This is a genomic window from Vibrio sp. TRT 2004 (assembly GCF_050113735.1).
Taxonomy (GTDB): Bacteria; Pseudomonadota; Gammaproteobacteria; order Enterobacterales; family Vibrionaceae; genus Vibrio.
Map to the genome: position 1 here is coordinate 37948 of NZ_JBNJOH010000009.1, position 24046 is coordinate 61993.

General features: G+C 45.2%; 22 protein-coding genes and 3 pseudogenes. 13 read left to right on the forward strand and 12 right to left on the reverse strand.

Annotated elements, in window-relative coordinates; all coding sequences use genetic code 11:
* Positions 1-36: 36 nt before the first annotated feature.
* Both malF and malG read left to right on the forward strand, forming a co-directional pair.
* Positions 37-1611 (forward strand): maltose ABC transporter permease MalF, encoded by a 1575-nt coding sequence (gene malF, locus ACQEXR_RS05800; protein WP_427019930.1) that lies wholly within the window; start codon positions 37-39, stop codon positions 1609-1611.
* Positions 1612-1623: 12 nt separating this feature from the next.
* Complete coding sequence (gene malG / locus ACQEXR_RS05805) at positions 1624-2514, forward strand: maltose ABC transporter permease MalG (RefSeq protein ID WP_138973193.1); 891 nt, start codon at positions 1624-1626, stop codon at positions 2512-2514.
* A 336-nt stretch (positions 2515-2850) separates the two neighbouring features.
* On the opposite strand, the gene ACQEXR_RS05810 is transcribed toward malG, so the two are convergent.
* The gene (locus ACQEXR_RS05810; protein ID WP_269375684.1) at positions 2851-3096 is read right to left on the reverse strand and encodes a hypothetical protein; all 246 of its coding nucleotides are present in this window, start codon (positions 3094-3096) and stop codon (positions 2851-2853) included.
* A gap of 123 nt (positions 3097-3219) precedes the next feature.
* The gene (locus ACQEXR_RS05815; RefSeq protein ID WP_427019931.1) at positions 3220-3705 is read right to left on the reverse strand and encodes an acyl-CoA thioesterase; all 486 of its coding nucleotides are present in this window, start codon (positions 3703-3705) and stop codon (positions 3220-3222) included.
* A gap of 254 nt (positions 3706-3959) precedes the next feature.
* Between ACQEXR_RS05815 and ACQEXR_RS05820 the strand changes: the two genes are divergently transcribed.
* Positions 3960-4166: a hypothetical protein gene (locus ACQEXR_RS05820; protein WP_138973196.1), complete on the forward strand. Its 207-nt coding sequence runs from the start codon at positions 3960-3962 to the stop codon at positions 4164-4166.
* 195 nt (positions 4167-4361) lie between these two features.
* Here ACQEXR_RS05820 and ACQEXR_RS05825 read toward each other — a convergent pair whose 3' ends face one another.
* Positions 4362-5798, reverse strand: a complete 1437-nt coding sequence (locus ACQEXR_RS05825; protein ID WP_138973197.1) for a glyceraldehyde-3-phosphate dehydrogenase — start codon at positions 5796-5798, stop codon at positions 4362-4364.
* A 337-nt stretch (positions 5799-6135) separates the two neighbouring features.
* The gene (locus tag ACQEXR_RS05830; RefSeq protein WP_331427622.1) at positions 6136-6462 is read right to left on the reverse strand and encodes a hypothetical protein; all 327 of its coding nucleotides are present in this window, start codon (positions 6460-6462) and stop codon (positions 6136-6138) included.
* Here ACQEXR_RS05830 and ACQEXR_RS05835 point away from each other — a divergent pair.
* Positions 6442-7434: pseudogene (locus ACQEXR_RS05835) on the forward strand (sensor histidine kinase); the annotation flags it as partial. The gene ACQEXR_RS05830 and the pseudogene ACQEXR_RS05835 sit on opposite strands and share 21 nt — an antisense overlap.
* A gap of 121 nt (positions 7435-7555) precedes the next feature.
* On the opposite strand, the gene ACQEXR_RS05840 reads toward ACQEXR_RS05835, so the two are convergent.
* The 5 genes and pseudogenes from ACQEXR_RS05840 to ACQEXR_RS05860 all read right to left on the reverse strand — a co-directional run.
* Positions 7556-8005, reverse strand: coding sequence for a dCMP deaminase family protein (locus ACQEXR_RS05840; protein ID WP_138973198.1), 450 nt, complete (start codon positions 8003-8005; stop codon positions 7556-7558).
* 630 nt (positions 8006-8635) lie between these two features.
* The gene (locus ACQEXR_RS05845) at positions 8636-9913 is read right to left on the reverse strand and encodes a cytosine deaminase (protein WP_331417477.1); all 1278 of its coding nucleotides are present in this window, start codon (positions 9911-9913) and stop codon (positions 8636-8638) included.
* Between the two features lie 9 nt (positions 9914-9922).
* Positions 9923-11161, reverse strand: coding sequence for a cytosine permease (gene codB / locus ACQEXR_RS05850; RefSeq protein WP_331417476.1), 1239 nt, complete (start codon positions 11159-11161; stop codon positions 9923-9925).
* 728 nt (positions 11162-11889) lie between these two features.
* Entirely contained in the window at positions 11890-13236 is a 1347-nt protein-coding gene (locus tag ACQEXR_RS05855; RefSeq protein ID WP_331428029.1) for a magnesium transporter, read from the reverse strand.
* 196 nt (positions 13237-13432) lie between these two features.
* A pseudogene (locus ACQEXR_RS05860) lies at positions 13433-14314 on the reverse strand (HlyD family secretion protein); the annotation flags it as partial.
* Here ACQEXR_RS05860 and ACQEXR_RS05865 point away from each other — a divergent pair.
* Positions 14315-14587, forward strand: a pseudogene (locus ACQEXR_RS05865) (helix-turn-helix domain-containing protein); the annotation flags it as partial. It abuts the pseudogene before it with no gap.
* Here ACQEXR_RS05865 and ACQEXR_RS05870 read toward each other — a convergent pair.
* Positions 14584-15243: a pyridoxamine 5'-phosphate oxidase family protein gene (locus tag ACQEXR_RS05870; RefSeq protein ID WP_427019932.1), complete on the reverse strand. Its 660-nt coding sequence runs from the start codon at positions 15241-15243 to the stop codon at positions 14584-14586. The pseudogene ACQEXR_RS05865 and the gene ACQEXR_RS05870 overlap by 4 nt on opposite strands.
* A 96-nt stretch (positions 15244-15339) precedes the next feature.
* Here ACQEXR_RS05870 and ACQEXR_RS05875 point away from each other — a divergent pair, with 96 nt between their 5' ends.
* Together ACQEXR_RS05875 and ACQEXR_RS05880 are read left to right on the forward strand one after the other, a co-directional pair.
* Positions 15340-16761 carry a PLP-dependent aminotransferase family protein gene (locus tag ACQEXR_RS05875; RefSeq protein WP_427019933.1) on the forward strand — a complete coding sequence of 474 codons (1422 nt, stop codon included), beginning with the start codon at positions 15340-15342 and terminating at the stop codon, positions 16759-16761.
* Between the two features lie 38 nt (positions 16762-16799).
* On the forward strand, positions 16800-17558 hold the full coding sequence (locus ACQEXR_RS05880) for a class II glutamine amidotransferase (RefSeq protein ID WP_331428032.1): 759 nt from the start codon (positions 16800-16802) through the stop codon (positions 17556-17558).
* On the opposite strand, the gene yjeH is transcribed toward ACQEXR_RS05880, so the two are convergent.
* Positions 17551-18810 (reverse strand): L-methionine/branched-chain amino acid transporter, encoded by a 1260-nt coding sequence (gene yjeH, locus ACQEXR_RS05885; protein WP_427019934.1) that lies wholly within the window; start codon positions 18808-18810, stop codon positions 17551-17553. The two genes, ACQEXR_RS05880 and yjeH, sit on opposite strands and share 8 nt — an antisense overlap.
* A gap of 203 nt (positions 18811-19013) precedes the next feature.
* On the opposite strand from yjeH, the gene ACQEXR_RS05890 reads away from it, so the two are divergent.
* The 6 genes from ACQEXR_RS05890 (at position 19014) to yddG (ending at position 23491) form a co-directional block, all read left to right on the forward strand.
* Positions 19014-19466, forward strand: coding sequence for an Lrp/AsnC family transcriptional regulator (locus ACQEXR_RS05890; RefSeq protein ID WP_331417468.1), 453 nt, complete (start codon positions 19014-19016; stop codon positions 19464-19466).
* Positions 19456-20376: a LysR family transcriptional regulator gene (locus ACQEXR_RS05895; protein WP_138973207.1), complete on the forward strand. Its 921-nt coding sequence runs from the start codon at positions 19456-19458 to the stop codon at positions 20374-20376. The genes ACQEXR_RS05890 and ACQEXR_RS05895 overlap by 11 nt, the downstream gene beginning before the upstream one ends.
* Positions 20377-20486: 110 nt before the next feature.
* A complete protein-coding gene (locus ACQEXR_RS05900) occupies positions 20487-21101 on the forward strand; it encodes a LysE family translocator (RefSeq protein WP_427019935.1) in 615 nt (204 codons plus the stop codon).
* 35 nt (positions 21102-21136) lie between these two features.
* Positions 21137-22135 carry a Gfo/Idh/MocA family protein gene (locus ACQEXR_RS05905; protein ID WP_427019936.1) on the forward strand — a complete coding sequence of 333 codons (999 nt, stop codon included), beginning with the start codon at positions 21137-21139 and terminating at the stop codon, positions 22133-22135.
* A gap of 11 nt (positions 22136-22146) precedes the next feature.
* Entirely contained in the window at positions 22147-22545 is a 399-nt protein-coding gene (locus tag ACQEXR_RS05910) for an OsmC family protein (protein WP_138973210.1), read from the forward strand.
* A 58-nt stretch (positions 22546-22603) separates the two neighbouring features.
* A complete protein-coding gene (gene yddG / locus ACQEXR_RS05915; protein ID WP_427019937.1) occupies positions 22604-23491 on the forward strand; it encodes an aromatic amino acid DMT transporter YddG in 888 nt (295 codons plus the stop codon).
* A gap of 7 nt (positions 23492-23498) precedes the next feature.
* Here the strand turns inward: yddG and ACQEXR_RS05920 are convergent, their stop codons facing one another.
* Positions 23499-23975: a L,D-transpeptidase family protein gene (locus tag ACQEXR_RS05920; protein WP_138973212.1), complete on the reverse strand. Its 477-nt coding sequence runs from the start codon at positions 23973-23975 to the stop codon at positions 23499-23501.
* Between the last annotated feature and the right edge of the window lie 71 nt (positions 23976-24046).

The following is a 24046-nucleotide window of genomic DNA, read 5'->3' on the forward strand; positions in this document are numbered from 1 at the left end:
CCTTTTCAAGTTTTATTATCGCTAGCAGGTTCTCTTATGCAGTCAGTTCAAGGTACAGATGTTATGCCATCTACAACAACGAGCTTGCCATCAAGTAAAAGCGTATTCATCAAATGGGGCGTATTGGCCTCTGTTGGTATTGTTAATGGCTACGCAACCGTTCTTATGTATTCTCGTGGTGAGACGGCTTTTGCGCTACTTACCCTTATTTTAACCGCTCTGGCGTTGTACATTTTTGGTAGTAAAAAGACATACGCACACCGTTACATTTATCCAGGCATCGCAGGCATGATTCTATTCATCCTGTTCCCTCTTGCTTACACGGTCAGTCTTGCTTTCACTAACTACAGTGCGAAAAACCAACTTTCATTTGACCGTGCCCAAGTGGTACTGATGGATCGTACATTCCAAAGTGGTGATAGCTATCCATTCACTCTGTATAAAACAGAGACAGGTCACCTTCTTTCAATTAAGAAGGGTGATCAACTGCTAGCAACTGATGTTTTTGACCTTGCTTCCCTGACAGCAAGCGATATGGATTTGAAGCCTGTTGACTCGATTGAGGGTGACAAGGAACAAATTAAGACGATTATCAGCCACAAAGTGGCACTGGGTAATCTCGACCTGCACCTTCCAAATGGTGACGATATCCGCATGAGCGGCTTACGTAAGTTTGCTGCGGTTGTACCGCTCTACACGATGCAAGATGACGGCGAGACGCTCTACAACAACCGTACTGGTGAAACTCTACGTCCAAACATGGAGATTGGTTTCTACCAGCCTATTGACGAGAACGGTCAATTTAGTGGTGCGACGGTATCTCCTGGTTTTGTCGTCGACATTGGTGCGAAGAACTTTGAGCGAGTTTGGAAAGACGAAGGTATTAAAGAACCGTTTGTCAGCATCTTCATTTGGACAATTCTTTTCTCAGCGTTGACCGTTGGTCTGACCGTGATCATTGGTCTGGTACTTGCGAGTATCGTTCAATGGGAGGAGATTAAGGGTCGTGCAATCTACCGAGTGTTGCTAATTTTGCCTTACGCAGTGCCAGCGTTTATCTCAATCCTAATCTTTAAAGGTTTATTTAACCAAAGCTTTGGTGAGATCAACATGGTACTAGAAGCACTATTTGGTATCAGTCCATCGTGGTTTTCAGATCCGCTAACGGCGAAGGCAATGATCGTCATCGTTAACACTTGGTTAGGTTTCCCTTACATGATGATTCTGTGTATGGGTCTGCTTAAAGCGATTCCGGATGACCTTTACGAAGCCTCGGCAATTGATGGTGCTAACTTCTTTGATAACTTCCGTACTATCACATTACCGTTGATGATCAAGCCGCTTACTCCGTTACTTATTGCGAGTTTCGCGTTCAACTTTAACAACTTTGTTCTAATTCAGTTGTTGACTCAAGGTGGACCAAACATGATTGGTACTTCTGAGCCAGCGGGTTACACCGACTTACTCGTCAGCTACACCTACCGTATCGCATTTGAAGGTGGTGGCGGTCAGGACTTTGGTCTGGCAAGTGCTATCGCAACGCTTATCTTCCTATTGGTTGGTGGATTGGCACTACTCAACTTACGCTTCACTAAGCTGTCTCAAGATTAAGGAGTACTGACAATGGCAATGGTACAAGGTAAGTCACTTAAATACCGCGTATGGGCGACGCATATTGCCCTATGGATTTTCTTGTCAGCGATTATCTTCCCACTACTGATGGTGGTTGCGATCTCATTCCGTGAAGGTAACTTCGCAACGGGTAGCCTGATTCCAGATAATCCGTCACTGGAGCACTGGAAACTGGCATTAGGTTTCTCTGTTACAAACGCTGATGGCTCGGTTACACCACCGCCGTTCCCTGTTCTTACTTGGTTGTGGAACTCTGTGAAAGTTGCGGGTATTACATCTGTGCTTATTGTGGCTCTGTCTACTACTTCAGCGTACGCTTTTGCTCGTATGCGTTTTAAAGGCAAAGAAACGATTCTGAAAGCAATGATGATTTTTCAGATGTTCCCAGCCGTGCTAGCCCTTGTGGCACTTTATGCGCTGTTTGATAAGTTGGGTCAGTACATTCCGTTCCTTGGTTTGAATACACACGGTGGTCTAATTTTCTCTTACCTTGGTGGTATCGCACTGCATGTTTGGACCATCAAAGGGTACTTTGAAACGATTGACACCTCATTGGAAGAAGCCGCAGCTCTTGATGGTGCGACACCTTGGCAGGCGTTTAGATTGGTACTACTCCCTCTTTCTGTGCCAATTCTTGCGGTAGTGTTTATTCTGTCGTTCATTGGTGTTGTAGGAGAAGTTCCTGTGGCGTCATTGCTACTTTCTGATGTAAACTCTTACACATTAGCGGTTGGTATGCAGCAATACCTCTACCCTCAAAACTATTTGTGGGGCGATTTTGCAGCGGCAGCAGTACTGTCTGCCTTACCAATAACCATCGTATTCTTACTTGCTCAGCGCTGGTTGGTCGGAGGATTGACCGCCGGTGGTGTGAAAGGTTAATAAGAACGATAAGGGCGACCGCAAGGTCGCCCATTTGTTTCTCTGCTTAACACTTTTGGTTTGGCCGCCGATCAGTTAAGAAGAGAGCATAACTGGCGTTACGCATAGCTGGCTGTTAGCTAGATTCCTTACTATTTACTACTAACAGTTTTTGTAACCATTGCCCGGCTTGTCCGGGTATTTTTATGTCTGAAATTCAGCTATCAAGGGATTATACGGAGGCAAAAATGGAACGGCAGGGTCGAATAGCTGTGTTGCGAGGAGGCGGTGATTACAAAATGCAACGCATAGAGGCGTTGCAGATAGTTGCGGCAAAAAGCACAGAAATGCTAGGGTTTATAGCTCGCGGTTAGAAGGCGCACAGCCTAAATGTTGCAAAAGCACATAGATACTTTCCTGTGATAACGCCACTTTGCGAAAGAGATCAGCAAACAGCTCATCACCACCGAAGCAAGTACGAATGTAGTGGTTAATCTCTGTGTCGTTATACCCTTCAACGTACATTGTTCTCACCCATTGATATTCGATCGCTTTAAGGTTCAGCAGCGTTGTTTCACTCAATGTGGTTTGACTCAGGTTCAAGGTCTATTCCTTCAATTGTTTCTGTGCTCAAGGATTTAAACAAAGAAACATGAAAGAAAAATGACAGAGGCTGGGTTGTGGTGCCAAAACACTCTCTGCCATCACAACCGTGTGTTGAATGGGTTATTTCAGATACTTGACGTGAGCTTCCATCTCTTCACCGATCTGCTTGCGCATATTCATCAGACGGATGGCTGAGTCGCGTAATTCGATGTCTTCAGGTGTCTCTGGAACCCATTCTGGAACAGAGGTAGGTTTGCCTTCTTCATCGACCGCAACCATGATCACGATGCAGTGAGTAGTTAACCTGTTCTTGAGCTCTTTAGGATCGCAAGCCTGTACATCGATTGCGATATGCATGGAGCTTCGACCTGTGTAAATCACTTTGGCACTGACTTCGACCAAGTTACCCACATGAATAGGTTGAACAAAGCGAATTCCGCCTGCGTAGGCAGTAATACAATACTTACCACTCCATCCGGCAGCATTAGCGTATGCCGCTAAATCTATCCATTTCATCACGGCGCCACCATGGACTTTACCGCCAAAGTTAACATCTCCGGGCTCAGCTAGAAAACGTAAGGTTATATCTCGTTGACCAGTACTCATCTGTCAATCCTTATTGTTATAGGTGTGTTTACGACTCGCTAAAATACTAGATAACAAAGCTGTCAATTATCTGCAACATCTATTGGAGTTTAGACGCAAAAACAAGGTCTCAAGCCTGATATTGTCGTCGTATGCAGCACTTCGTGGTCTTACGATTGAAGCGGCATACTCTTGGGCGTTTTTTTTAAACTTCTGTTCATGTTTGATTCATTTTGAGTTCGTTAAGCTAAAGCTAACTTAATAGAGGATTGATTATGAATAGAATGATTACTGGCGTATTTGCGCTTTTCATCGGATTCTTTACCCTCATATTTGGCTTGATTCTAGCTATACCGCTAACGATAGCGGCGCTTATTACAGGTAAAAAACTCGAACGAGCAATTAAAATGAACCACCCTATGTTCAGCCAAGGTAACCGTAAAAACGTTATCGAGGGTGAATTTGAAGAAGTCTCCAAATAATGACCGTAGTATAGACGGCACTTGTGACTCTCTCGTGGTGAAAACAAAAAGGCCACTACCATAAAACGGAAGTGGCAACTACGGGGGATTATTATAGGTATTAGTGTTGTGGAGTTTTGCTCCCGAGAAGGTGAGAGCGATATTCTGTTATAAGCAGGCTCTATCCAATAGAACCCGCTTATTTATCCCGCGAGATTATTTTGTAGGGAACGTTTTGTAACGAACACCCATCATCTGTTCCATACAGTGAACAACTTGGCAGCTGTAGCCGAATTCGTTGTCGTACCAAATGTACAGAACACAACGGTTATCTTGAGCAATCGTCGCCGCGCCATCAACGACACCAGCAAAACGAGAACCAACAAGGTCAGTTGATACGATTTCAGTAGATTCAGTGTAATCGATTTGCGCCGCTAGCTCAGAGGTCAAAGCGATTTCACGTAGGTAGTTGTTCAACTCTTCCTTGTTAGTCCCTTTTTCTAGGTTAAGGTTTGCAACAGCCATAGAGACGTTAGGCGTTGGTACTCGAATTGCGTTACCAGTTAGCTTACCTGCTAGTTCAGGTAGTGCTTTAGCAACCGCTTTCGCTGCACCCGTTTCAGTCAATACCATGTTTAGCGAAGCGCTACGACCACGACGCTCTCCTGAGTGGAAATTGTCAATTAGGTTTTGGTCGTTAGTGAACGAGTGAACGGTTTCAATGTGACCAGAAGTGACAGTGTATTTATCATTGATCGCTTTTAGTACCGGAGTAATAGCGTTCGTTGTACAGCTCGCCGCAGAAATAATCGTGTCTTCAGGTTGAATAACGCTGTCGTTAACACCAAACACAACGTTCTTAATGTCGCCTTTGCCTGGAGCCGTCAGCAGAACTTTTTCTGCGCCGTTACACTCTAGGTGCTGGCTCAGACCTTCAGCATCACGCCATACACCTGTGTTATCAACAACGAGAGCGTTGTTGATGCCATAGCTGGTGTAATCCACTTCTTGTGGTTTGTTTGCGTAGATAAACTGGATGAAGTTGCCATTTGCAATGATTGCTTTGCGCTCTTCATCAACAATGATGCTGCCATTGAACTGACCGTGAACAGAATCACGACGTAGCAAGCTGGCGCGTTTTTCTAGATCGCCTTTTTTACCACCACGAACGACAACGGCTTTTAATCTTAGTGGGTAGCCTGGGCCGCTTTTCTCAACAAGTAGACGAGTAAGCAGACGACCTATACGACCAAAGCCGTAAAGCACGACGTCACGTGGTTCCGTAACGCTCTTGCCATCCATAGCACCCATTAGAGCAGTGTGAAGGAAATCCTTTACGCCATGCTCATCATCTCGTCCTTTCCAGAACTCGTGCGCAAGCTGACCAACGTCGACACGACATGGTGACAGTTCCATTTCAGATAACGCTTTAATCAGTGGAAGAGTTTGTTCTGGGGTAAGAGAAGTACCTGTGTAACGGCGTGCTAGACGGTGAGTTTTGATGATATCAATGGTTGCCGCGTTGACTAGTGTTTTACCGAAAAGTAAAACTTCTACGCCTTTCTGACGGTAAAGCTGACCAAGCAGGGGAGAAATAGATTCCGCAATCGTTTGGCTAGTTTGCCAGTCTAAAAGATGTTTCTCTGGACTCATGTTTCGTTTGGACCTTTCACGTTTTGGGGACTGACTCTACTTTGCTGTTGTAGGGGAGCAGGTAGAGATAAATAAACTATGTATTATTTTTGTAATTTTTATGCGGCAGGATTGTAAGGTCTAACATCTTATTCTGCTAGTAAAATTAATATGAGACCTAAAGGCCATAGATTGAGGGTGATTTGGCGAAAAATACTGTAATGAGTACGAGGGAACGCCTATTGACTTTTTTAAAGGATGTAGCTTATTTCGTGATAAAAAATACTTGTCGCACATAAAATGTGTAACAAGAATGCGATTTATCTCGTCTGTCTGTGATCAAAGTTGATTAATACACTTAAAAGGTAAACGATACACCCGCGGAAACGACATCGACTTTAGACGCGAGCGGTTTGCTCGGATCTTGCAACTGAGTAAACTGTCCACTGATCACGTTTTGCTCTCCTGTGAACCGTTGCCATTCGAGAGATGTATTGATTTGTGGTGTCCAGTCATAACGAAATCCGACTAAGTAGCTTTCGCTGGTTCTTGAAACCCGAGCCTGACCATATTGAATATAAGGTGTGATTTTCCCCAAACTGTAATCTAGCCCCGCATACCAGTTAGCACTAATATCCTTGGTTAAGATAGCTTCTGCTTGAAAGTGCAACCACTGGCTAGCCATAACTCTTCGATTGCGATTCACAGCTTAGATTTGGTGCTTTCTGATTTGAGTTGGCTCTATTACTGGATGGAGAGAGAGGCTTGGCTGACTCAGGAAATCAACTGGTTCGGTTGGGTATACACAGATTATGCGGAGGAGTACTTTCGTATCAGTGAAAGGCAGCAGTTCTATTTGGACAAATTTATTAATCTCGGCGCGGACTCTGAGCAGATCGATGTGCTACTCGACATTTTGGCTAGCCGAGATTTTCAGCAAGCACTGTGGTTAATCGCAATTTTAGGCGTTACCATTTTTACTGTGATGTTTACCTGGGGATATAGCACCCTGATGCGAATCAACAGCGAGCTCAACCAAATCATAGAACAACAAAAAGAGTATGAACAAAAACTGGTAATGGCAAAAGAAGACGCTGAGGCAGCCAGCCGAGCAAAAAGTATCTTTCTTGCCAATATGTCCCATGAGATTCGCACGCCCCTAAACGGAATTATTGGCATGGCGGAAATACTCTCGGATAGCCATCTATCGAGCAGCCAGAAAGAGATTTTGTCGGACATTGATACCTTGTCTCATGCCCTGCTAGTGCTGATCAACGATATTTTAGATTTGTCTAAGATTGAATCTGGAAACCTGATGCTATCAATTCACAGCGTCAGTTTACGAGAAATGGTGTTTGACACAATTAATATGATTAGTTCAAAAGCGCTAAAGCAGGACGTCGAATTGAAAGTTGAGTTCGCGGATGATCTTTCTAACCATATTGATATCGATGACTCTCGCTTTAAACAAGTTCTGATGGACTTGCTCAGTAATGCGGTGAAGTTCACCCAACAGGGATCGGTCAGTATTGAAGTGGCAGCACAGGAAGGGTTCCTCGTTTGTCATGTTGCTGACAGTGGGGTAGGCATTTCACAGGAAAAGCTGAGTGAAATTTTCAAGCCATTTACTCAAGAGGATGGCAGTATTACACGCCGATTATTGCCTTGACGGCTAGCGTATTGCCTGAAGAAATTCAGAATTGTTTTGGCGTTGGTATGGACGCTTATCTGCCTAAACCCTACAAATCACAACAATTGTTTGAGACCTTAAATTTTAATTAAGGTTGACCAAGTTCGCTCAATGGCAGCCAGTTCACTTTTACGCCGGCTTGCAAAAACATCTCTTGGCTTACGGTGATTTTGTCTCCCCAACGGGATAGAAAGTCAGCTGTTTGCTCGGGGCAGTGGACTGCGGAAATACCTGTCTGGATAATTTTGGCGGCGCAATTCGGGCAAGGAAAGTGAGTTACCCAGATTTCACATCCATCTAAATCACGTTTAGCAAACAAAATGGCGTTTTCTTCGGCGTGAAGCGTTTTCAAATATTTCATCTCTCGATCATCGGTCATCGCGCTATCGGAAATACCGTGCGGGTAGCCATTGAAACCCACAGAGACAATTCGGTTCTGTTTAGTAATAACGGCGCCAACCTGAGTAGACGGATCTTTACTCCAAGAGCCGACTAATTCCGCCATTTGGTAAAAACGTTGAGCCCACTTAGAAATCATTGAGTCTGTCCTCTAAAAGATATCGGCCTAGAATTGAACTAGGTTAATTGAGTTCTGTGATATTGATCTGGTCATAATATCCTAATTTAAGTGCAGTTAGTCCAGAAAAAAGCGCTGCTGTTTGGTGGATTCACTCTCGTACAAGGAGGCTTAGTGATCCAAGTCACTTTATCAAAGCGCAAGAATGCAGTGATACGCCTGTCACTTTGTGCGAGATCTCTCACGAGGTCGTGAGCATTGAGAGCTTGGTTGTTTGAGAAAAACAGTAAAGTTAATCGTAACTTATTAATATTAAATGTTTTGTATGTTTCTTGAGCAAAGGAAAAATTATCAAAAATGAAAATTTATCCGTTGTGAAAAAATACCGTTAGCTTAATCTTAATTTGTCGGCAGGATGCAGACACGGAACAGGAAAGACCCAAGGATAGGTCATCTTCAGGAAGAAGATTCGATTATTCAGGATGAATAATTGGCATGGAAAGCGAAGGACACCGCTAGGAAGGCGATGATAAGGAAAGTGCTGAAGGATTCAGCTTACTATCAAGGAATAGATGCAGGGAGCACCTATTAGTAGCCGGATTGCTGCGAGTAAGAATAGACCCCACTAGGCGAAAGCTTAGTGGGGTTTTCTTATCGCTTGAACGTCACGCTTTCAGTGCTATCCAAATGTATTTCCGTTGTTGCAGGTTGAGTTTGTGCAATGATCTTACCTGCGCGTACAGAGTATCGAACAGGAACCTGGCGTCGGACGGCATCAAAACCATTCTCAGCAGGTAGTATCAGCAAGCTGCCAGGTTTATCGACTTCGATGCCATGCTTGTCGGTAATGTTCAGCGTACGTGCTGAGTTGGTGCTTATGAGATCTAAACTGTTGTTGATTTGCTCGTAACCCATCACCTGGCAAACATGCAGCCCCATGTGAAGCACTTGTAGCATATTCGCCGTGCCCAACGGATACCAAGGGTCAAATACATCATCGTGCCCAAAGCAGACATTGATATTGGCTGCCAGCATCTCCTTAACTCGCGTGACACCGCGACGCTTAGGGTAATCATCAAAGCGTCCTTGAAGATGAATATTGACCAAAGGATTCGCAACAAAGTTGATGCCAGACATACGCAGTAAACGGAACAGGCGAGAAGCGTAAGCACCGTTGTATGACCCCATAGCCGTGGTATGACTTGCCGTCACCTTGTGACCCATCTGATATTTATGCGCGAGCGCTGCTAAGGTTTCTACAAAGCGCGACTGTTCGTCATCAATTTCGTCACAGTGAACATCAATCAGGCAATCGTATTTTCGTGCTAACTCGAAGGCATAATGCAGAGATTCAATGCCATATTCGCGAGTGAACTCGAAATGAGGGATTGCGCCAATCACGTCGGCACCTAATTGTACTGCCTGTTCCATCAACTCTTTACCGTTTGGGTAGGAGAGTATTCCTTCTTGCGGAAAAGCGACGATTTGAATATCAACCCATGGTTTCATCTCTTCACGCAACTCAACCATCGCTTTTAGCGCAGTCAGTGTTGGATCTGATACGTCAACGTGGGTACGGACGTGTTGGACACCATTGGCAATTTGCCATTTCAGAGTCTGTTTAGCGCGTGTTTTGACATCGTCAATAGAAAGCAATTCTTTGCGCTCAGCCCAGCGTTCAATCCCCTCAAACAAAGTGCCTGAAATGTTCCAGTTAGGCTCACCTGCGGTTTGGGTGGTATCTAAGTGAATATGTGGTTCACAAAACGGCGCAACAGCTAATCCACCTTCTGCGTCGAGAAGATTTCCTTGGTAAGCCAAATCAGCATCGTTGTCTAAGATCTGCTTAAATTGACCATCTTCAATCAGGATCTGCTTCAAACCCTCTTGGTCTGGTAGTGTTACGTTTTTGATCAATAGCGTTGTCATGATGCTTCCTTACGCTGCTTGTGTTTTCAGCGCGTATTTGTTGAATAGTGGGTTTAGAAGTGCGTAGCAAAGTGCACCGCCAAGTACAGCGTTTAGCGGTACTATTCCCGGAATAAATTTACCTGCCGCAACGCCAACGGCTACAGCAACAATACCAGCCCAGTTAACGGTTTTGAATTGGGCATTTGCAAAGTTTCCATAACGTTTACGGTTGATGATAAAGTCAGCAATGATTACGCCGCCAATTGGTGGGATTGCAGTCGATAAGAAGGTTAACCAGCCGACGAAGTTATTGTATAACCACAAAGCGAATATCGTTCCTACTATGCCGTTGACTATAGACATTATGGTGCTTGAACGGCCTGTAATGTTAGAGAAGCCTAGTCCCGATGCATATAGGGCGTTTTCATTGGTCGTCCAGATATTTAGACCCAGAACAATGATAGCCGGGATCAGTAATCCTTGCGCAATCATCACATCAGAAATGTCCGCTTGACCTGTTGCCGCCGCTCCTGCTGCACCAAAGATAAACATCAGTGAGTTACCAATAAAAAACGCCACCATGGTCACCAGTACCGCGCCAGCTGGCTTTTTACCAAAACGAACGAAATCGGCGGTCAAGGTACCAGCACTGATGAACGAACCTACTACCATTGCCAACGCCACTGAGAAGTCCATCGGGGTTTCAGGCTCAATAAGTTGCAGTTGTGCCAATCCGCCAACACTGTCTACTGCCATAGACACAGAGTAACTACCAAGGATAGCAATTGCGGGTACCGCAACCGCTGAAAGTACCATTAACGCTTTAATTCCGAAGTAAACCGTTACAGTCATTAACAGGCCAGAGATGATAATCAAGGTGTTGGTGTCAATTCCCGTTGCTTTATGAACTGGAATGGCAAACATGGCAACACCGACACCAAACCAGCCCACTTGAGTGCCACCTAATAGAGCGGATGGAAGCCATGAGCCTTTAGTACCAAATGAGAAACGTGCAAGAAGGTGAGTAGAGAGACCAGTAGAAGCGCCGATGTAGCCGAGAAAAGAAGTGTAAATGCCAAGAATGAGGTTACCAATTAGGACTGCGAGGAAGAAATCGTCAAATGAGAGCCCCGTACCAAGTGAACCGCCTGTCCACATACTTGCGGAGAAAAATGTCAGTCCCAACATGACCATGGTCAGTGAAGCAACGCCTTTTCTCGCTGTGTCCGGTACTGGTCCAAGACTGTAGTTATTGTCCGCAGCCATCTATAACCTCCGCAAATAGAATGATGATGAAAATTTGTCAGTATATTTTAGGTAAACGGCGCGTATTATGTTGATATTTAATTTGCTGTCAATTCTCTAGGTGATTTTTTTGAATAAATTCCTTATATGTTTATTTTAAGTGCATTAAAAACAATGCGTTATTGTTTTTGTTTTTTTATGTTTATTTCACATTAAAGATGAATTTAGTTGAACTTAAATCTGATAAATTTCACGCAAATATGAATTTTTTGTATAAGTTGCCATATATGGCATTCTGTAATTAGTGTTTGCTGGTGCTAGCCATTCTCTTCAGATAAGCAAACGTTTTCTTATCATCATTGCGCTTTGTTCTAATATGGGTGGTTAATTTTCGATCTTTGAGTGGTGTTAATGTTGGCTTGTTGGGTGGATTTGGTTTAAAGGTTAAAAAAAGAATGTTTCTGATGTAGAGAGCCGATGGTTTGAGTCAGTTCTTCATATAACAAAAAGGCCAATCTCAAGTTCGGAGATTGGCCGCTATAAATGTGAACAAATCAGGTTCACTAACAACGTCAGTTGGCTAGGTGACCCTCGGCTTAAAAAGGGTCAAGCATACTATTGCAGTATATGTGCCAGTTTTAATAGCGACTAATTGCGCTAAAACGGCGGGTATTTGCAGATATTTACGCTTTCTTTTTGCATATTGAAATTGCAAAATGCAACTCATATCATATTTGCTAATTCTGCCTTTACAGCATGACCAAACTCGCTGTGCCAAGAAAAGCAAAGAAGCCAACGACGTCCGTGACTGTGGTGAGGATTACAGAGCCCGCAAGAGCGGGATCCAACTTAAGTTTATCCAGTGCGATTGGAATCAGCACCCCGAACATAGCAGCGGTAATAATGTTGACTATGATGGCTAAGGCGATCGTTGCCCCGAGGATTGATGATTGAAACCATAAGCCAGCAATCGCGCCGATGATCAATGCCCACAGCAGTCCGTTGATCGAACCAATGCCAATTTCATTTTTAAGTAGCGCCCAACGGTTACCCGTTGTGATCTGGTTAAGAGCCATAGCGCGGATCATCAGGGTAAGGGTTTGGCTACCTGCGATACCGCCCATTGAGGCAACAATCGGCATTAGAACCGCTAATGCCACGACTTGGGCGATGACATCTTCAAACAACCCGATGGTGACAGAGGCTAAAATCGCCGTCATTAGGTTGATACCAAGCCAAACCCCACGTTTCTGTGAGCTCTTTACAACCGGAGCGAACAGGTCATCGCCTTCGTCCATACCGGTACCGGCCATTAATCGCGCTTCGTAGATTTCGCGTTGGCTGCTTAGAGCAAATTGCCAATCTATTTCACCAACCAGCAATTGTGATTCGTCAGTGACGGGCATAACGGGTAGAGGGGAGTGCTCCAAAGCATCGATACTTTCCGCCAAACTCAGCTTAGCACTGAGGGGCACGATATTGTCTAATGCGAGATTTTTCAGTCTCTCAACAGGATCGGCACGGAGTAGATCAATGTAACTTACCATGCCACGAAACTGTTTAGCTTTATTGATTAAGTAGATTTTTTGCGGTGCATCATAGCTGTATCGCTCCATCAACCCTTTCGCTTTTTCGACCGAAATACTAAAAGGTAATGTCACCACTTTACGTTCTGCCCAACGACCTAATTCATCGTCTTGGTACTGGTTTGCTTGGTCGTAGAGCTCAAGTTCGTCCTTCTCGATTAACTGCAAGGCTTCATTAATGATCTCTTCAGGAAGAGAATCGGCCCATTCGATAAGCGATAAGTTGTCGAGTTTTGCTAGAGTTAGCTTCAACTCGGTTTCAGAAAGCTGGTCGATAATAGAATGACGTACTTCAGCACGGGCATCGGTCAATGCATCGATATGAAGTTCAAGAGGGAGACTGCGCCATAAACGCACACGATCCTCTAGGGGAAAGGCTTCAAGAACCAGTGCAATAGAGCCGGAATCTAAACCAAGTTCGATCGCGTTATTAAGAATGCTAATCTGATTGGCTTCATTTGCTTGCGCGATCTGCGCAATAAGGGTGGAGAGATCTTGGAACTGGCTCACTAACTACCTCGTTGTTTATACGGAGATTCTGTTTATTACGGTAGTTGAAATTAGCAGAAAAACAATACACTAGCGAGTCACAGACAATAGTTTGAGCATTGGATTGAGGTTGAGTGGACGTTTTTAAGCCATATTAATCGCTGGTGAACCAAATACCGCCAGACGGGCTGGCGGTATATTTGTGTCCTTGCAGTGATTAAATGGAATAGAAGTAGTAAAGCTGCGATTTCATGCAGATGATAATTCCGCGAATTGCATCCAAAAACGCCATGAATCCAATCGGTTTTTCACCGCTCACCCACGCCAAGCCGACGGAACCAACAGGTATATCGTAGCCTTGACCTTCTTCAATCTTCAGACGCACAAAGTGGTGCTTGTTTTGCAAGTTATTTCCCGTTGTCGTGCGCACGGATTGGTCCATACCTAATAAGTTACCCTGTGCTTCACCAGTGGCTTCAACAATACCTTCTACTTGAGCTGAGAAAATCTTACCAGGGTAGACTGAAGAGGCAAATTCAGCCGGCTGACCCGGTTTGACATTGCGGATAGCCTGATGATTAACCCGCATTAATACGTATTTCTCATTGGTGTACATTTGGAGGCGAGGCATCATAGAGACGCGCTGACCTTCTCGCAGAATAAAGTTCGTCACGAATCCATCCGCCGGAGCATAGACTTTGGTGCTGTCTAAGTCCCATTGAGCTTTCGCCAGTTGTTCGCTTGCGGTTTTCCAATCCGCTTGGCGGCTCTGAACCGTAAGTTCTGACTTGGTAATCGCCAACTTTGCTTTATCTGCCGCGACTTTCTTACTGCTTAACTCAGACTCAATCGTTGCGATGTTATGTCGAGCTTTTTCAACGGTGGTTTGCTGCTTATCGATATCACTGGCAGTAATGGTATTTTTTACCACACGGTTCTGCTCTTGGTACCGTTTAAGCATTTTCTGTTGCAACTCGTAGTCTGCTTTGGCTGAGGCTAAGCGACTTTGAGTCGTCTTAACGTCCTGCAACATCGAGGTGTAGGTTGCTTTTGCAATGGCAATGTCTTCAATCGAAACTTGATGAGCCACTTGTGCTGCTTTGAGCATGTTAGCTCCTTATTAGCTATGTCGCCCCAACAGCTTCAAAGAGCATTGAGAAAACTGGGCATGAACTTTTCAACGGTATGTGGCTATGTGCTGAGCAATATCGCTGTCTCTATGCTGGCTAAAGGGGTGGACACGGATACCGTGGCGAGACGATTAGGTTATCAAAATACCGCGAGCTTTAATCGGATGTTTAAGAAAAATCGCGGGATGACGCCCAGCCAATACATACAGCATTTTGCTTTGGATGGGCAGAGAGTGAATTAAGTCTCCTCGTGCCAACGAGAACCATAGGCCTGACTGTAATCAGGGAGGTGCTGATGCTTGGAATCACTGGCGGCCGTTAGGGGACCAACAACGGTTCGATAGGGTAGGTAGCCTGCAAAAGTGTTTAGTGAGAGATCGCTCTGATCGTCGTTTACCTCACCACAACTGATCTTCACTGACGCTTCTGTCAAAGGAATAGCGAGTAGCATGGTGGTGTTTAACTCTTTAGTGCTACTTAAACGGACATCCTGTGTACGATGTGGCGCGATTTGCTCAATAAAGTGATTGAGCAATCTGTCTTTGTCACTCAGATCTTCAATCGGAGTAAACTGGCCCAATACAACCGCGCTGCGATAGTGAGCGCTGTGGTGAAATGCACTTCTTGCCAATACCCAACCGTCAAACAGAGTGAAGGTCAAACATGTCTGAGTTCCACTTTTTAAATTGCGCAATAAGCGGCTATTGTGAGCGCCATGGATGTAGACATAGTCGTCAACACGCCAAGCGAGCATTGGGATCACGTAGGGTTGATCCTGAGTGGTAATCGCAATATGTGCGACCAGTGATTCATCGATGATGTCGTACAAAGCTTGCCTGTCGCTGACGGCTTTATGCGCCCCTTTTTTAATTTCAGTTCGGCTGGTGGTCGATAACATGACTCTCTCCTCGATAACGGTTTGATTTATCGTTAATGTAGCTTTAGATTGGATCTTAATTTAGAGCCAGTTTTAGATAATGGATGGATCCACTTTATGGCGTTGATTGATATTGGCGACTTGCAACTTGATGACAAGACGACCACCAAACAAACCGCGTTGTTTGAGGCGATTCGCAACAAGATAGTCGCGCAGTTATGGGGTAAAGGCTTAAAGCTTCCCTCGACGAGAAAACTGGCACAAGAGCTCAATCTGAGTCGAAACACCGTGATACACGCCTATGAACAGCTTCACGCAGAAGGCTATTTAGAAAGTCGCATCGGGTCAGGCTACTTCGTCGCACTTGAACTGCCCGATCAGTTTGTTGCCACCTCTGTGGCGCGGGCCGAACCTCAGTGTGTGACTACCTCCTCGATTAATAATCAAGCGTTTGCTCCCGGAGTTCCTGATTTGGCTCAATTCCCTCAGCAGAAATGGCAAAGGCTACTCATGCGTCACTTAGGTCGAGCCTCGTTATTAGGAGGGCAAGAGGTGCAAGGAGATATGGCGTTGCGTCAGGCGCTATCTAGCTATCTGGCATCAAGTCGCTCCGTGGTTTGTCAGCCCAGTCGGATCATTATTACATCTGGTGCTCAGCAGGCTTTGGCCATTGCCGCGTTGTTAACTAAGCAGCATGACTCAGGTGTGTTAATGGAACAGCCTGGTTATACACAAATGGCTAAAGTACTCAAACTGTTCAACTTAGCGTTGCTTGAAGCGACAGTGACAGAAAAAAATGGCCTCGATTTAGAGAGGGTTGAGCAAAGCGAAGCACGGGTGATTTATGTGACACCCAGTAATCAATATCCAATGGGGACAACGCTCGATATCAATCAACGACTCAGGTTGATTGAGTGGGCGCAGCAGAGGCAGGGGTGGATCATTGAAGATGATTACGACAGTGAGTTCCAGTTTGCTCATCGTCCTTACCCAAGTTTACAGGGATTGGCGGCAAAAACCGGTTATGACGATCATGTGATTTATGTTGGCTCTTTGAGCAAAGTGATGTTTAACGGCTTGAGGCTCGGCTACCTTGTGGTTCCGGAATCGCAGGTTAAGAAGGCGTTGATGATTAAAGATGCGCTAACAGGGGACTCGCCCACTCATGCCCAAGCGGCTCTCGCAGACTTTATCTCAGAAGGCGATCTTATCCGCCATATTCGCAAGATGCGCCGTTTGTATAAGCTAAAGCATCAACGAATGCTTGAAATGATCACGCTCTATTTCGCGGATAAGGTTGAAGTCATCAGCCAAGCGGCAGGTTTGCACATTACCCTTAAATGGCGAGGTTATGTTGATGAACAGCAGTGGACGGACTTAGCGAAACAACGTGGAATCGTGATTCGTCCTTTGAGCTATTATGAACATACTAGTCAAACTCAACGAGACTGGTCTGGTGCAGTACTAGGTTTTGGAAACGTTGCGTTAAACGAGATAGAAATGCACATTCAAACGCTTGCCGAGTTGTTTGAATCGTGATGATATGAAGCAAAGTAAACATCATATAAGGGAAGAACATGTGCCGCTGGTTAGCGTATCAGGGAGAGTCGATCTATTTAGATGAGTTGGTTTATCAGCCGGAACACTCATTGGTCCATCAAAGCTTAGAAGCGAGAAAAGCAGTGACTCGTGTCAACGCTGATGGTTTTGGACTGGGTTGGTATACTGAGCGGAAAACGCCGGGCCAGTTCCATGAAGTTTTACCAGCGTGGGGAGATGAGAATCTTCGCTCTTTGGCTCACCATATCCGTTCACATCGCTTTATGGCACATGTACGCTCGTCCACCGGAACGCAAGTTTCGCGCTCTAATTGCCATCCATTCATCTATGAGAACTGGATGTTTCTTCATAATGGTCAGATAGGTGGTTTTGATCAGGTTAAATACCCATTGCAGCTATTGCTCAGTGAGCCACTATTTTTGAAACGTATGGGGACAACTGACAGCGAGTTGATTTTCCTGTTAATGTTGCAAAATGGTTTGGTAGACAACCCGATTGAAGCGATAAGAAAAACGTTGGAAACGATTCGTATCGAGATGGAAAAGAAACAGATTGGCGATCCGCTAAAAGCGTCGATCTGTATTTCTGATGGTCAACACTTCTGGGTAGTGCGTTATAGCTCTAACCAAGATGCGCCGACCGTGTTTATCAAACAAGATGGCGCCAACATCGTATTGGCTTCTGAGCCTTTAGAGCAAAGCAGTGAGTGGAAATCGGTTACACCACAAAGTATTCTCCAAATCCACTCTGACGTTGTCGAAAGTTTTCTTATCTAACGTTGCTCTGTCTTAGCGTTCGCCATCTTTTCCAAGGTAGGTTTAGTATGGCGAACACAGAGACTGCATAAAGCATCGACCAACCAAGGCAGACAAATACTGCGCTACACAGCACTAGTGAGAGACCCGCAAGCTTGCGGCTAAAACCGGTCAGTAGCTTATAGGCTGACAGCATCGCGAGCAGGTAGATAAGTACAAAGATTCCGTTCGCGAGCTTAAGGAAAAACTCCAAGTCTAAGCCAGACATTTCACCGAACAGACATGACACCAAAACCACTGCGCCGACGGCTAGGGTAGCGTTGGCGGGTACACCTCGAATGGATAAACGAGCGATTGCGCTTTGAGGTGTGTACTCTCTTGCTTGTGCCCACAACATACGTGACAGGCTCTGAGTGTATAGGTTGACACTGGCAAAACAGGCAGCAAAACCAATCACACTGATGAGTGTTTTGAATTCAACCCCAAACAACTGCTCTGATATCCAGGGAATAGAGGTACTGTCGAACGCGGGGTTACCGAACGCGCCCATTTTGAGAATGATGATTGAACAGATCCAATAAGTAGCCCCCGCGACAAAACAGCCAATGATGATAGCGATTGGAAAGTCGCGTTGTGGATTCTTAAACTCTTCTCCCATATGGGCAAAGGCTTCAATACCAACAAAGCACCAAAACATCACGCCAAGAGCCAATCCAATCGGCAGTAAGCCTTCAGTGGTGAGAGGAGGCAAGGTGAGGTCTTGGACAGTAAAGCCGCCTTTCCACCAAAATGCCGTAATCAAAGAAAAAATGGCGATGGCAATGACGGTCTGTAGGCGGCCTGATGATTTCGCACCTGCCAGATTGACGCCAACCAACAGTGCAACGGTTACTATTTGCGCTGTTAACGAGGACCCGAGGCCGTCGGGTAGTAGTTGTTGCAGGAAACCCGCGGCTAAAGCGATCGCGGCAGGCACCCCTACCGGTATGACGCTTAAAAACAGCCAAGCGACGCTTTTTTCAAGTTTGGTATTGAATGCTTTGCGAACAAAATAGGCGGTGCCGCCAGCGTTGGGAAAGTGTTTACCCAGTTGAGCAAAGGTTAAAGCGATAGGGCAGATGGCAATAAACAGCACCAGCCATGCCCATAACGACAACTGACCAGCGATGCCTGCAGCGATGGCTGGCACCATAAATAATCCCGTGCCTAGCAAGGTCGTTGATAGCTGTCCGATCCCTGACAGCAATGTAATCTCTTGTTTTAATTGGCTCATGTTTTTCTTGCATCCCTGCATATTTTTTCACATAGATTAGCTGAAGCGGCTTATCTATGCATTAGTCATTTCGTCGCAGTTTGCCGTCATATTGTCGGTTTGCTAACTAAGCGCTGTCAATTTGTCTGCTTTCATCTGGCGACTTTTTATGTCACATTGCACTCAACCGACAGGATAAGTTGGAGCACATGGGAAGTAACTTAATGGACAAGTTTGATCAGCAGATTCTTAATATCTTAAAACTCAATGCCCGAGAGAGCGTAAGCGATATTGCACGCCAGGTAAATCTTTCGCGCTCAGCAGTGACCGCACGCATTCAAAAACTAGAATCTGAGAAGGTTATTCTTGGTTATCACGCATCGGTGGCAAAAAAGGAGAGCACCGAATTCATTAAGGCTTATCTAGCGTTGAAATTTGATATGTCGAGTTCGACTCAATATTGCGAGACCTACGCCGATCAAATCTATCAAATTGATGGGGTCAAATGGTGCCATGCAATTAGTGGAGAAACCGATATGATGCTTTACGTTGAAGTTGAAACGATGACGCAATTGAATGCGATTCGAGATCGATTGCAAAAAATCCCAGAGCTTCGTCATTTGATGACCCACACTGTGCTAACCGAATTTTTTAACACTTTACACCATGCTAAGTAACTTAAATCTCAATCTGTTGCGTTCGCTGCATGTTTTACTTGAAGAGTGTCACGTCAGCAGAGCGGCACAGCGACTGCATATTACACAATCTGCTGTGAGCCGACAGCTATCGCAACTGCGTGATGTATGCGGTGATCCGTTACTGGTTCGTGATGGTAACCAGCTTGTGCCTACACCAAGAGCCCTTGAAATGCAGGACAAGCTACGTAGCTTGCTTGGAGAGTTTGATGCTCTTCTGGCCGATAAGCCGTTTGATCCTAAGGTATGGCAGCAAGAGTTTGTGTTGTCATCCAGTGATTATGTTGCCCAGTATATTTTACCGGACGTGGTGTCTTTGACTACCGCTCAGGCGCCTAAGGTCAATATTGCTTACCGCTTATGGCAGCCTGAGTATTTGGCACAGTTTGACCAGACAGGGATTCATTTAGCGTCAACGATGCTGTCACATAAGCCCGAACATTTAAGCAGTATCAAAATTGGTCATGATAAATCGATGTGTGTGATGCGCAAAGAGCATCCGCTGGCTCGTCTTGAAAGCATCACTTGCCAAGAGCTGGTCGCCTATCCTCACCTCAAGGTGACAGGAGGGGGTGACAAGGATAGTCATGCTGACTTGGCTCTGGCTGAGCTAGGTTATCAACGGCGGATTGCTTTGAAAGTGCCATTTTTCTCTGCTGCCGCGAATGCACTGAAAAGCAGTGATTACCTGATGATAGTGCCTGAACACATTGCTTTTCATCTGGCTAGGGAGTCAGATTTGACCTATCGTCCTCTGCCTTTTGACACCAGTGAGCATCTTTATTGGTTAATGTGGCATCCCAAGTATGATCAGGATAAGGCTCACCAGTGGATGCGCAGCAATCTCCTTGATGCAATGCAGACATCTCCTTACTCAATAGGTATGATTTGAAATCATGATGGCCATGACAACATTTGATTTCAGATCATTATCAGTATGATTTAATTTGGATAGCCAGTTAGCAATGTCGAGATCGCTCGACTCCAACAAGGATAATATCAATGACGTTCACGATTTGGCTTTCACTTTTCACCATTTGTATTCTCGGGGCTATGTCTCCGGGGCCGAGTTTAGCGATGGTTGCCAAACATAGCCTCGCTGGTGGCAGAGTCAACGGTTTAGCGACAGCGTGGGCACATGCCTTTGGTATTGGCATCTATGCCTTTATCACCCTCATTGGCTTAGCCGTCGTGCTACAGCAATCTCCCTTGCTTTTTAAAACAATCAGTTACACTGGCGCAGCCTACTTAGCTTATTTGGGTTACAACGCACTGCGTTCAAAAGGGGGAGTGGCTGCTCGACTTGAATCAGGAGAACAAACTAGCGTGTGGCAATCGGCAAAAGAAGGTTTTTTGATCTCTTTGCTAAGCCCTAAAATTGCCCTGTTTTTTATTGCATTATTTAGCCAGTTTGTTGCGGTAGGGGATACGTATACCGCCAAAAGTCTGATTGTCATGACGCCGCTGATTGTTGACGGCTTATGGTATACCCTAATTACCTTTTTACTCTCCAGTCCTAAGCTGATTGATAAAATTCGTTCCAAAGCGATGTTGATCGACCGCTTGTCTGGTGCAGTGTTAATTTTACTTGCGTTGCGCGTTGTCATGACAGTTTAGGACAGACGATTGCGCTTCACTAAGGAGATCTTGTAATGATAAAGCTAGCGGTCATAGGAACAAACTGGATCACGGATCAGTTTATCGAAGCAGCGTTGATGACCAAGAAATATCAGCTGACAGCGGTTTATTCGCGTTCGATGGAGCAGGCAAGCCGTTTTGCACAAAAATATGGCTCTCCAAAACTGTTCGATGATCTAGAGCAGCTTGGTGCTTCTTCGCTAGTCGATGTGGTCTATATCGCCAGTCCCAACTCGTTGCATGGCCCACAGGCTATTCAGATGATGCGAGCAGGAAAACATGTCATTGTTGAAAAGCCAATGGCATCCAATTACGCGCTAGCTAAGAAGATGTTTGAGGTAGCAGAGCAAAATAATGTGCTGCTATTTGAAGCGTTTATGTCGGCTCATTTGCCTAACTTTAAAAAGCTAAAGCAGTTGTTACCGTCGATTGGTCAGATACGCAAAGGAATGATTAGCTACTGTCAGTACTCATCCCGTTATCCCAAGTATCTAGCTGGTGAAAATCCTAACACCTTTAATCCTCAGTTTGGCAATGGCTCAATCATGGACATTGGTTTTTACTGTCTGAGCTCGGCAATTGAGTTATTTGGCGAACCGACGATGGTTAAGGCACAAGCGCAACTGCTTGATTCAGGTGTCGATGGTAGTGGGAGTGTCATTCTTAATTATGAGGGCTTTGAAGTCGTACTCCTGCACTCAAAGACCAGTGACTCTTACTTGCCTAGTGAGATTCAGGGGGAAGAAGGGATGTTGCAGATGGAAATGATTTCCACTGCTAGCAAGCTGACGAAAATCCTACGCAGTGATAAGTGTCGGGTTGATGAAAGCGTCGATCAGGTCAGTAACCCAATGTATTACGAAGCACTTGAATTTGCAGACCAATTTAAGCAACAATCAGCCAATAAACAATGCACTCAACGTTCACTCGTTGTCGCTAAGTTACTTGAAGAAATTCGTCGTCAAACAGGGGTAGTATTCCCGACAGATGACGCCATTTCTCCTAAACAATAGAGAAGAGATACATGCAAGCTGAAGTAAAGTGGGTAGAAGAGTTTAAATTTCTGGGTCAATCTCAGTCGGGTCACTCAATCGTTATGGACGGTAACGGCGGAGCTACGGCACCAAGCCCAATGGAAATGGTGTTGATGGCAGCGGGCGGTTGTAGTTCCGTTGACGTGGTTGATGGTCTTAAAGAAGCGGGTCAGGCAGTGACAGCATGTACAGCAAAACTGACCACAGAACGTCGTGAAACCGCGCCGCGTATTTTTACTCAGGTCAATATCCACTTTGAGGTGTCAGGTGACAACTTATCGCCTGAAGTCGTGGCGAAAGTGGCAGCGGATTCGCTAGAGAAGTATTGTTCAGTGTGCTTAATGCTTGGAAAAGGTGTCGAGATGACACACAGCTGGGCAATCGTCTAACTCCCTTTCACTTAATAGCGCCGAGCGTTCAGCTCGGTTTTTTTTTGAGCAAATTGCGATGAACAATACTAATCATAAATTCACCATTGCAGGAATGATCGCTATTCTTCTGTGGAGCAGTGTTATGGGCTTGGCAAGGGCCGTCACTGAAATGCTCGGGCCGGTTGGCGGAGCGGCATCAATTTATACAGTAGCGTCACTGTTTTTGGTGCTGGTGATGGGGGTACCTAAACTGCGTCAATACTCTTTGCGCTACGTTCTGATTGGTGGTGGCTTGTTCGTTGCGTATGAAATTTGTCTGGCGCTGGCTCTGGCAATGGCAAACTCGCGACAACAAGCGATTGAGATGCTCGTGATCAACTACCTCTGGCCTGCGCTAACGGTGTTGCTTGCGGTGTTGGGCAGTGGCAAGAAAACCAACCTATTGGTTTATCCGAGTATTGCGTTGGCTTTCTTTGGTGTTGCTTGGAGCATCACTGGTGATCAGGGGCTGTCTCTGGCGCAGATAGCCGCGAATGTGGCGACCAATCCCACGACTTATGCCATGGCCTTTATTGGTGCATTTCTTTGGGCGATCTACTGCAATCTGACGAAACGAATCTCCAATGGTCAGAATGCGATAACGCTATTTTTTATCATGACGGCGGTTTCTTTGTGGATTAAGTACGCCTTCAGTGATGAAACTGGCATGACTCTGACTGTTGAATCCGGTGGGCTTCTATTGGTGTCGGGTATCGCAATGGGCAGTGGATACGCGCTTTGGAACTACGCGATTATAGGCGGTAACATGGTGCTGTTAGCGACTATGTCCTACTTTACTCCCGTGCTATCGACGGTGATCTCTTCGTTTATTTTGGGGTTGGTGTTGACTCAAAGTTTTATTCAAGGGGTGGTAATGGTGACTATTGGCTCTTTGATGTGCTGGTGGGTGACTCGCGAAAAATGACCATCAGCTACCAAGTAATGTCTATTGGCGTCCCCACTTCAACTAATTGAAGCAACTGATCCATTTCCTGATTACTGATAGCGATACATCCATCCGTCCAGTCAAAGCTTTGCACAAAGTTGACTGGGCGAGTCTCACCATTTTTGAGACCGTGGATTTTTATGTTGCCACCTGGGTTTAAGTTACGCTTTTCTGCGTAGGCTAAATCTTGTTGGTTAGGGTAACTGATATGAATAGAGCGATAAAAATCTGAGTCCTCAAGAACAAAATCTAAAAAATAACGTCCTTCAGGTGTGCGTTGGTCACCTTCATAGACTTTATGACCTTTTGGTCTCTTACCAAGCGCAATTCGAAACTCTTTGATCACCTCGTTGTTTTCAATCAAATACATTCGACGCTTTGATTTATCGACTTTAATGAGATCTACGCTCGCCCAAGTAGGCAAGCAAAACACTAAACCAACAACGAACAACCACTTAGCCAAAACCACATTCCCTTGCTAACTATACTTTTATCAGTCTAATCGATCTTTTTACTAATAAGGAGTGATTTCAT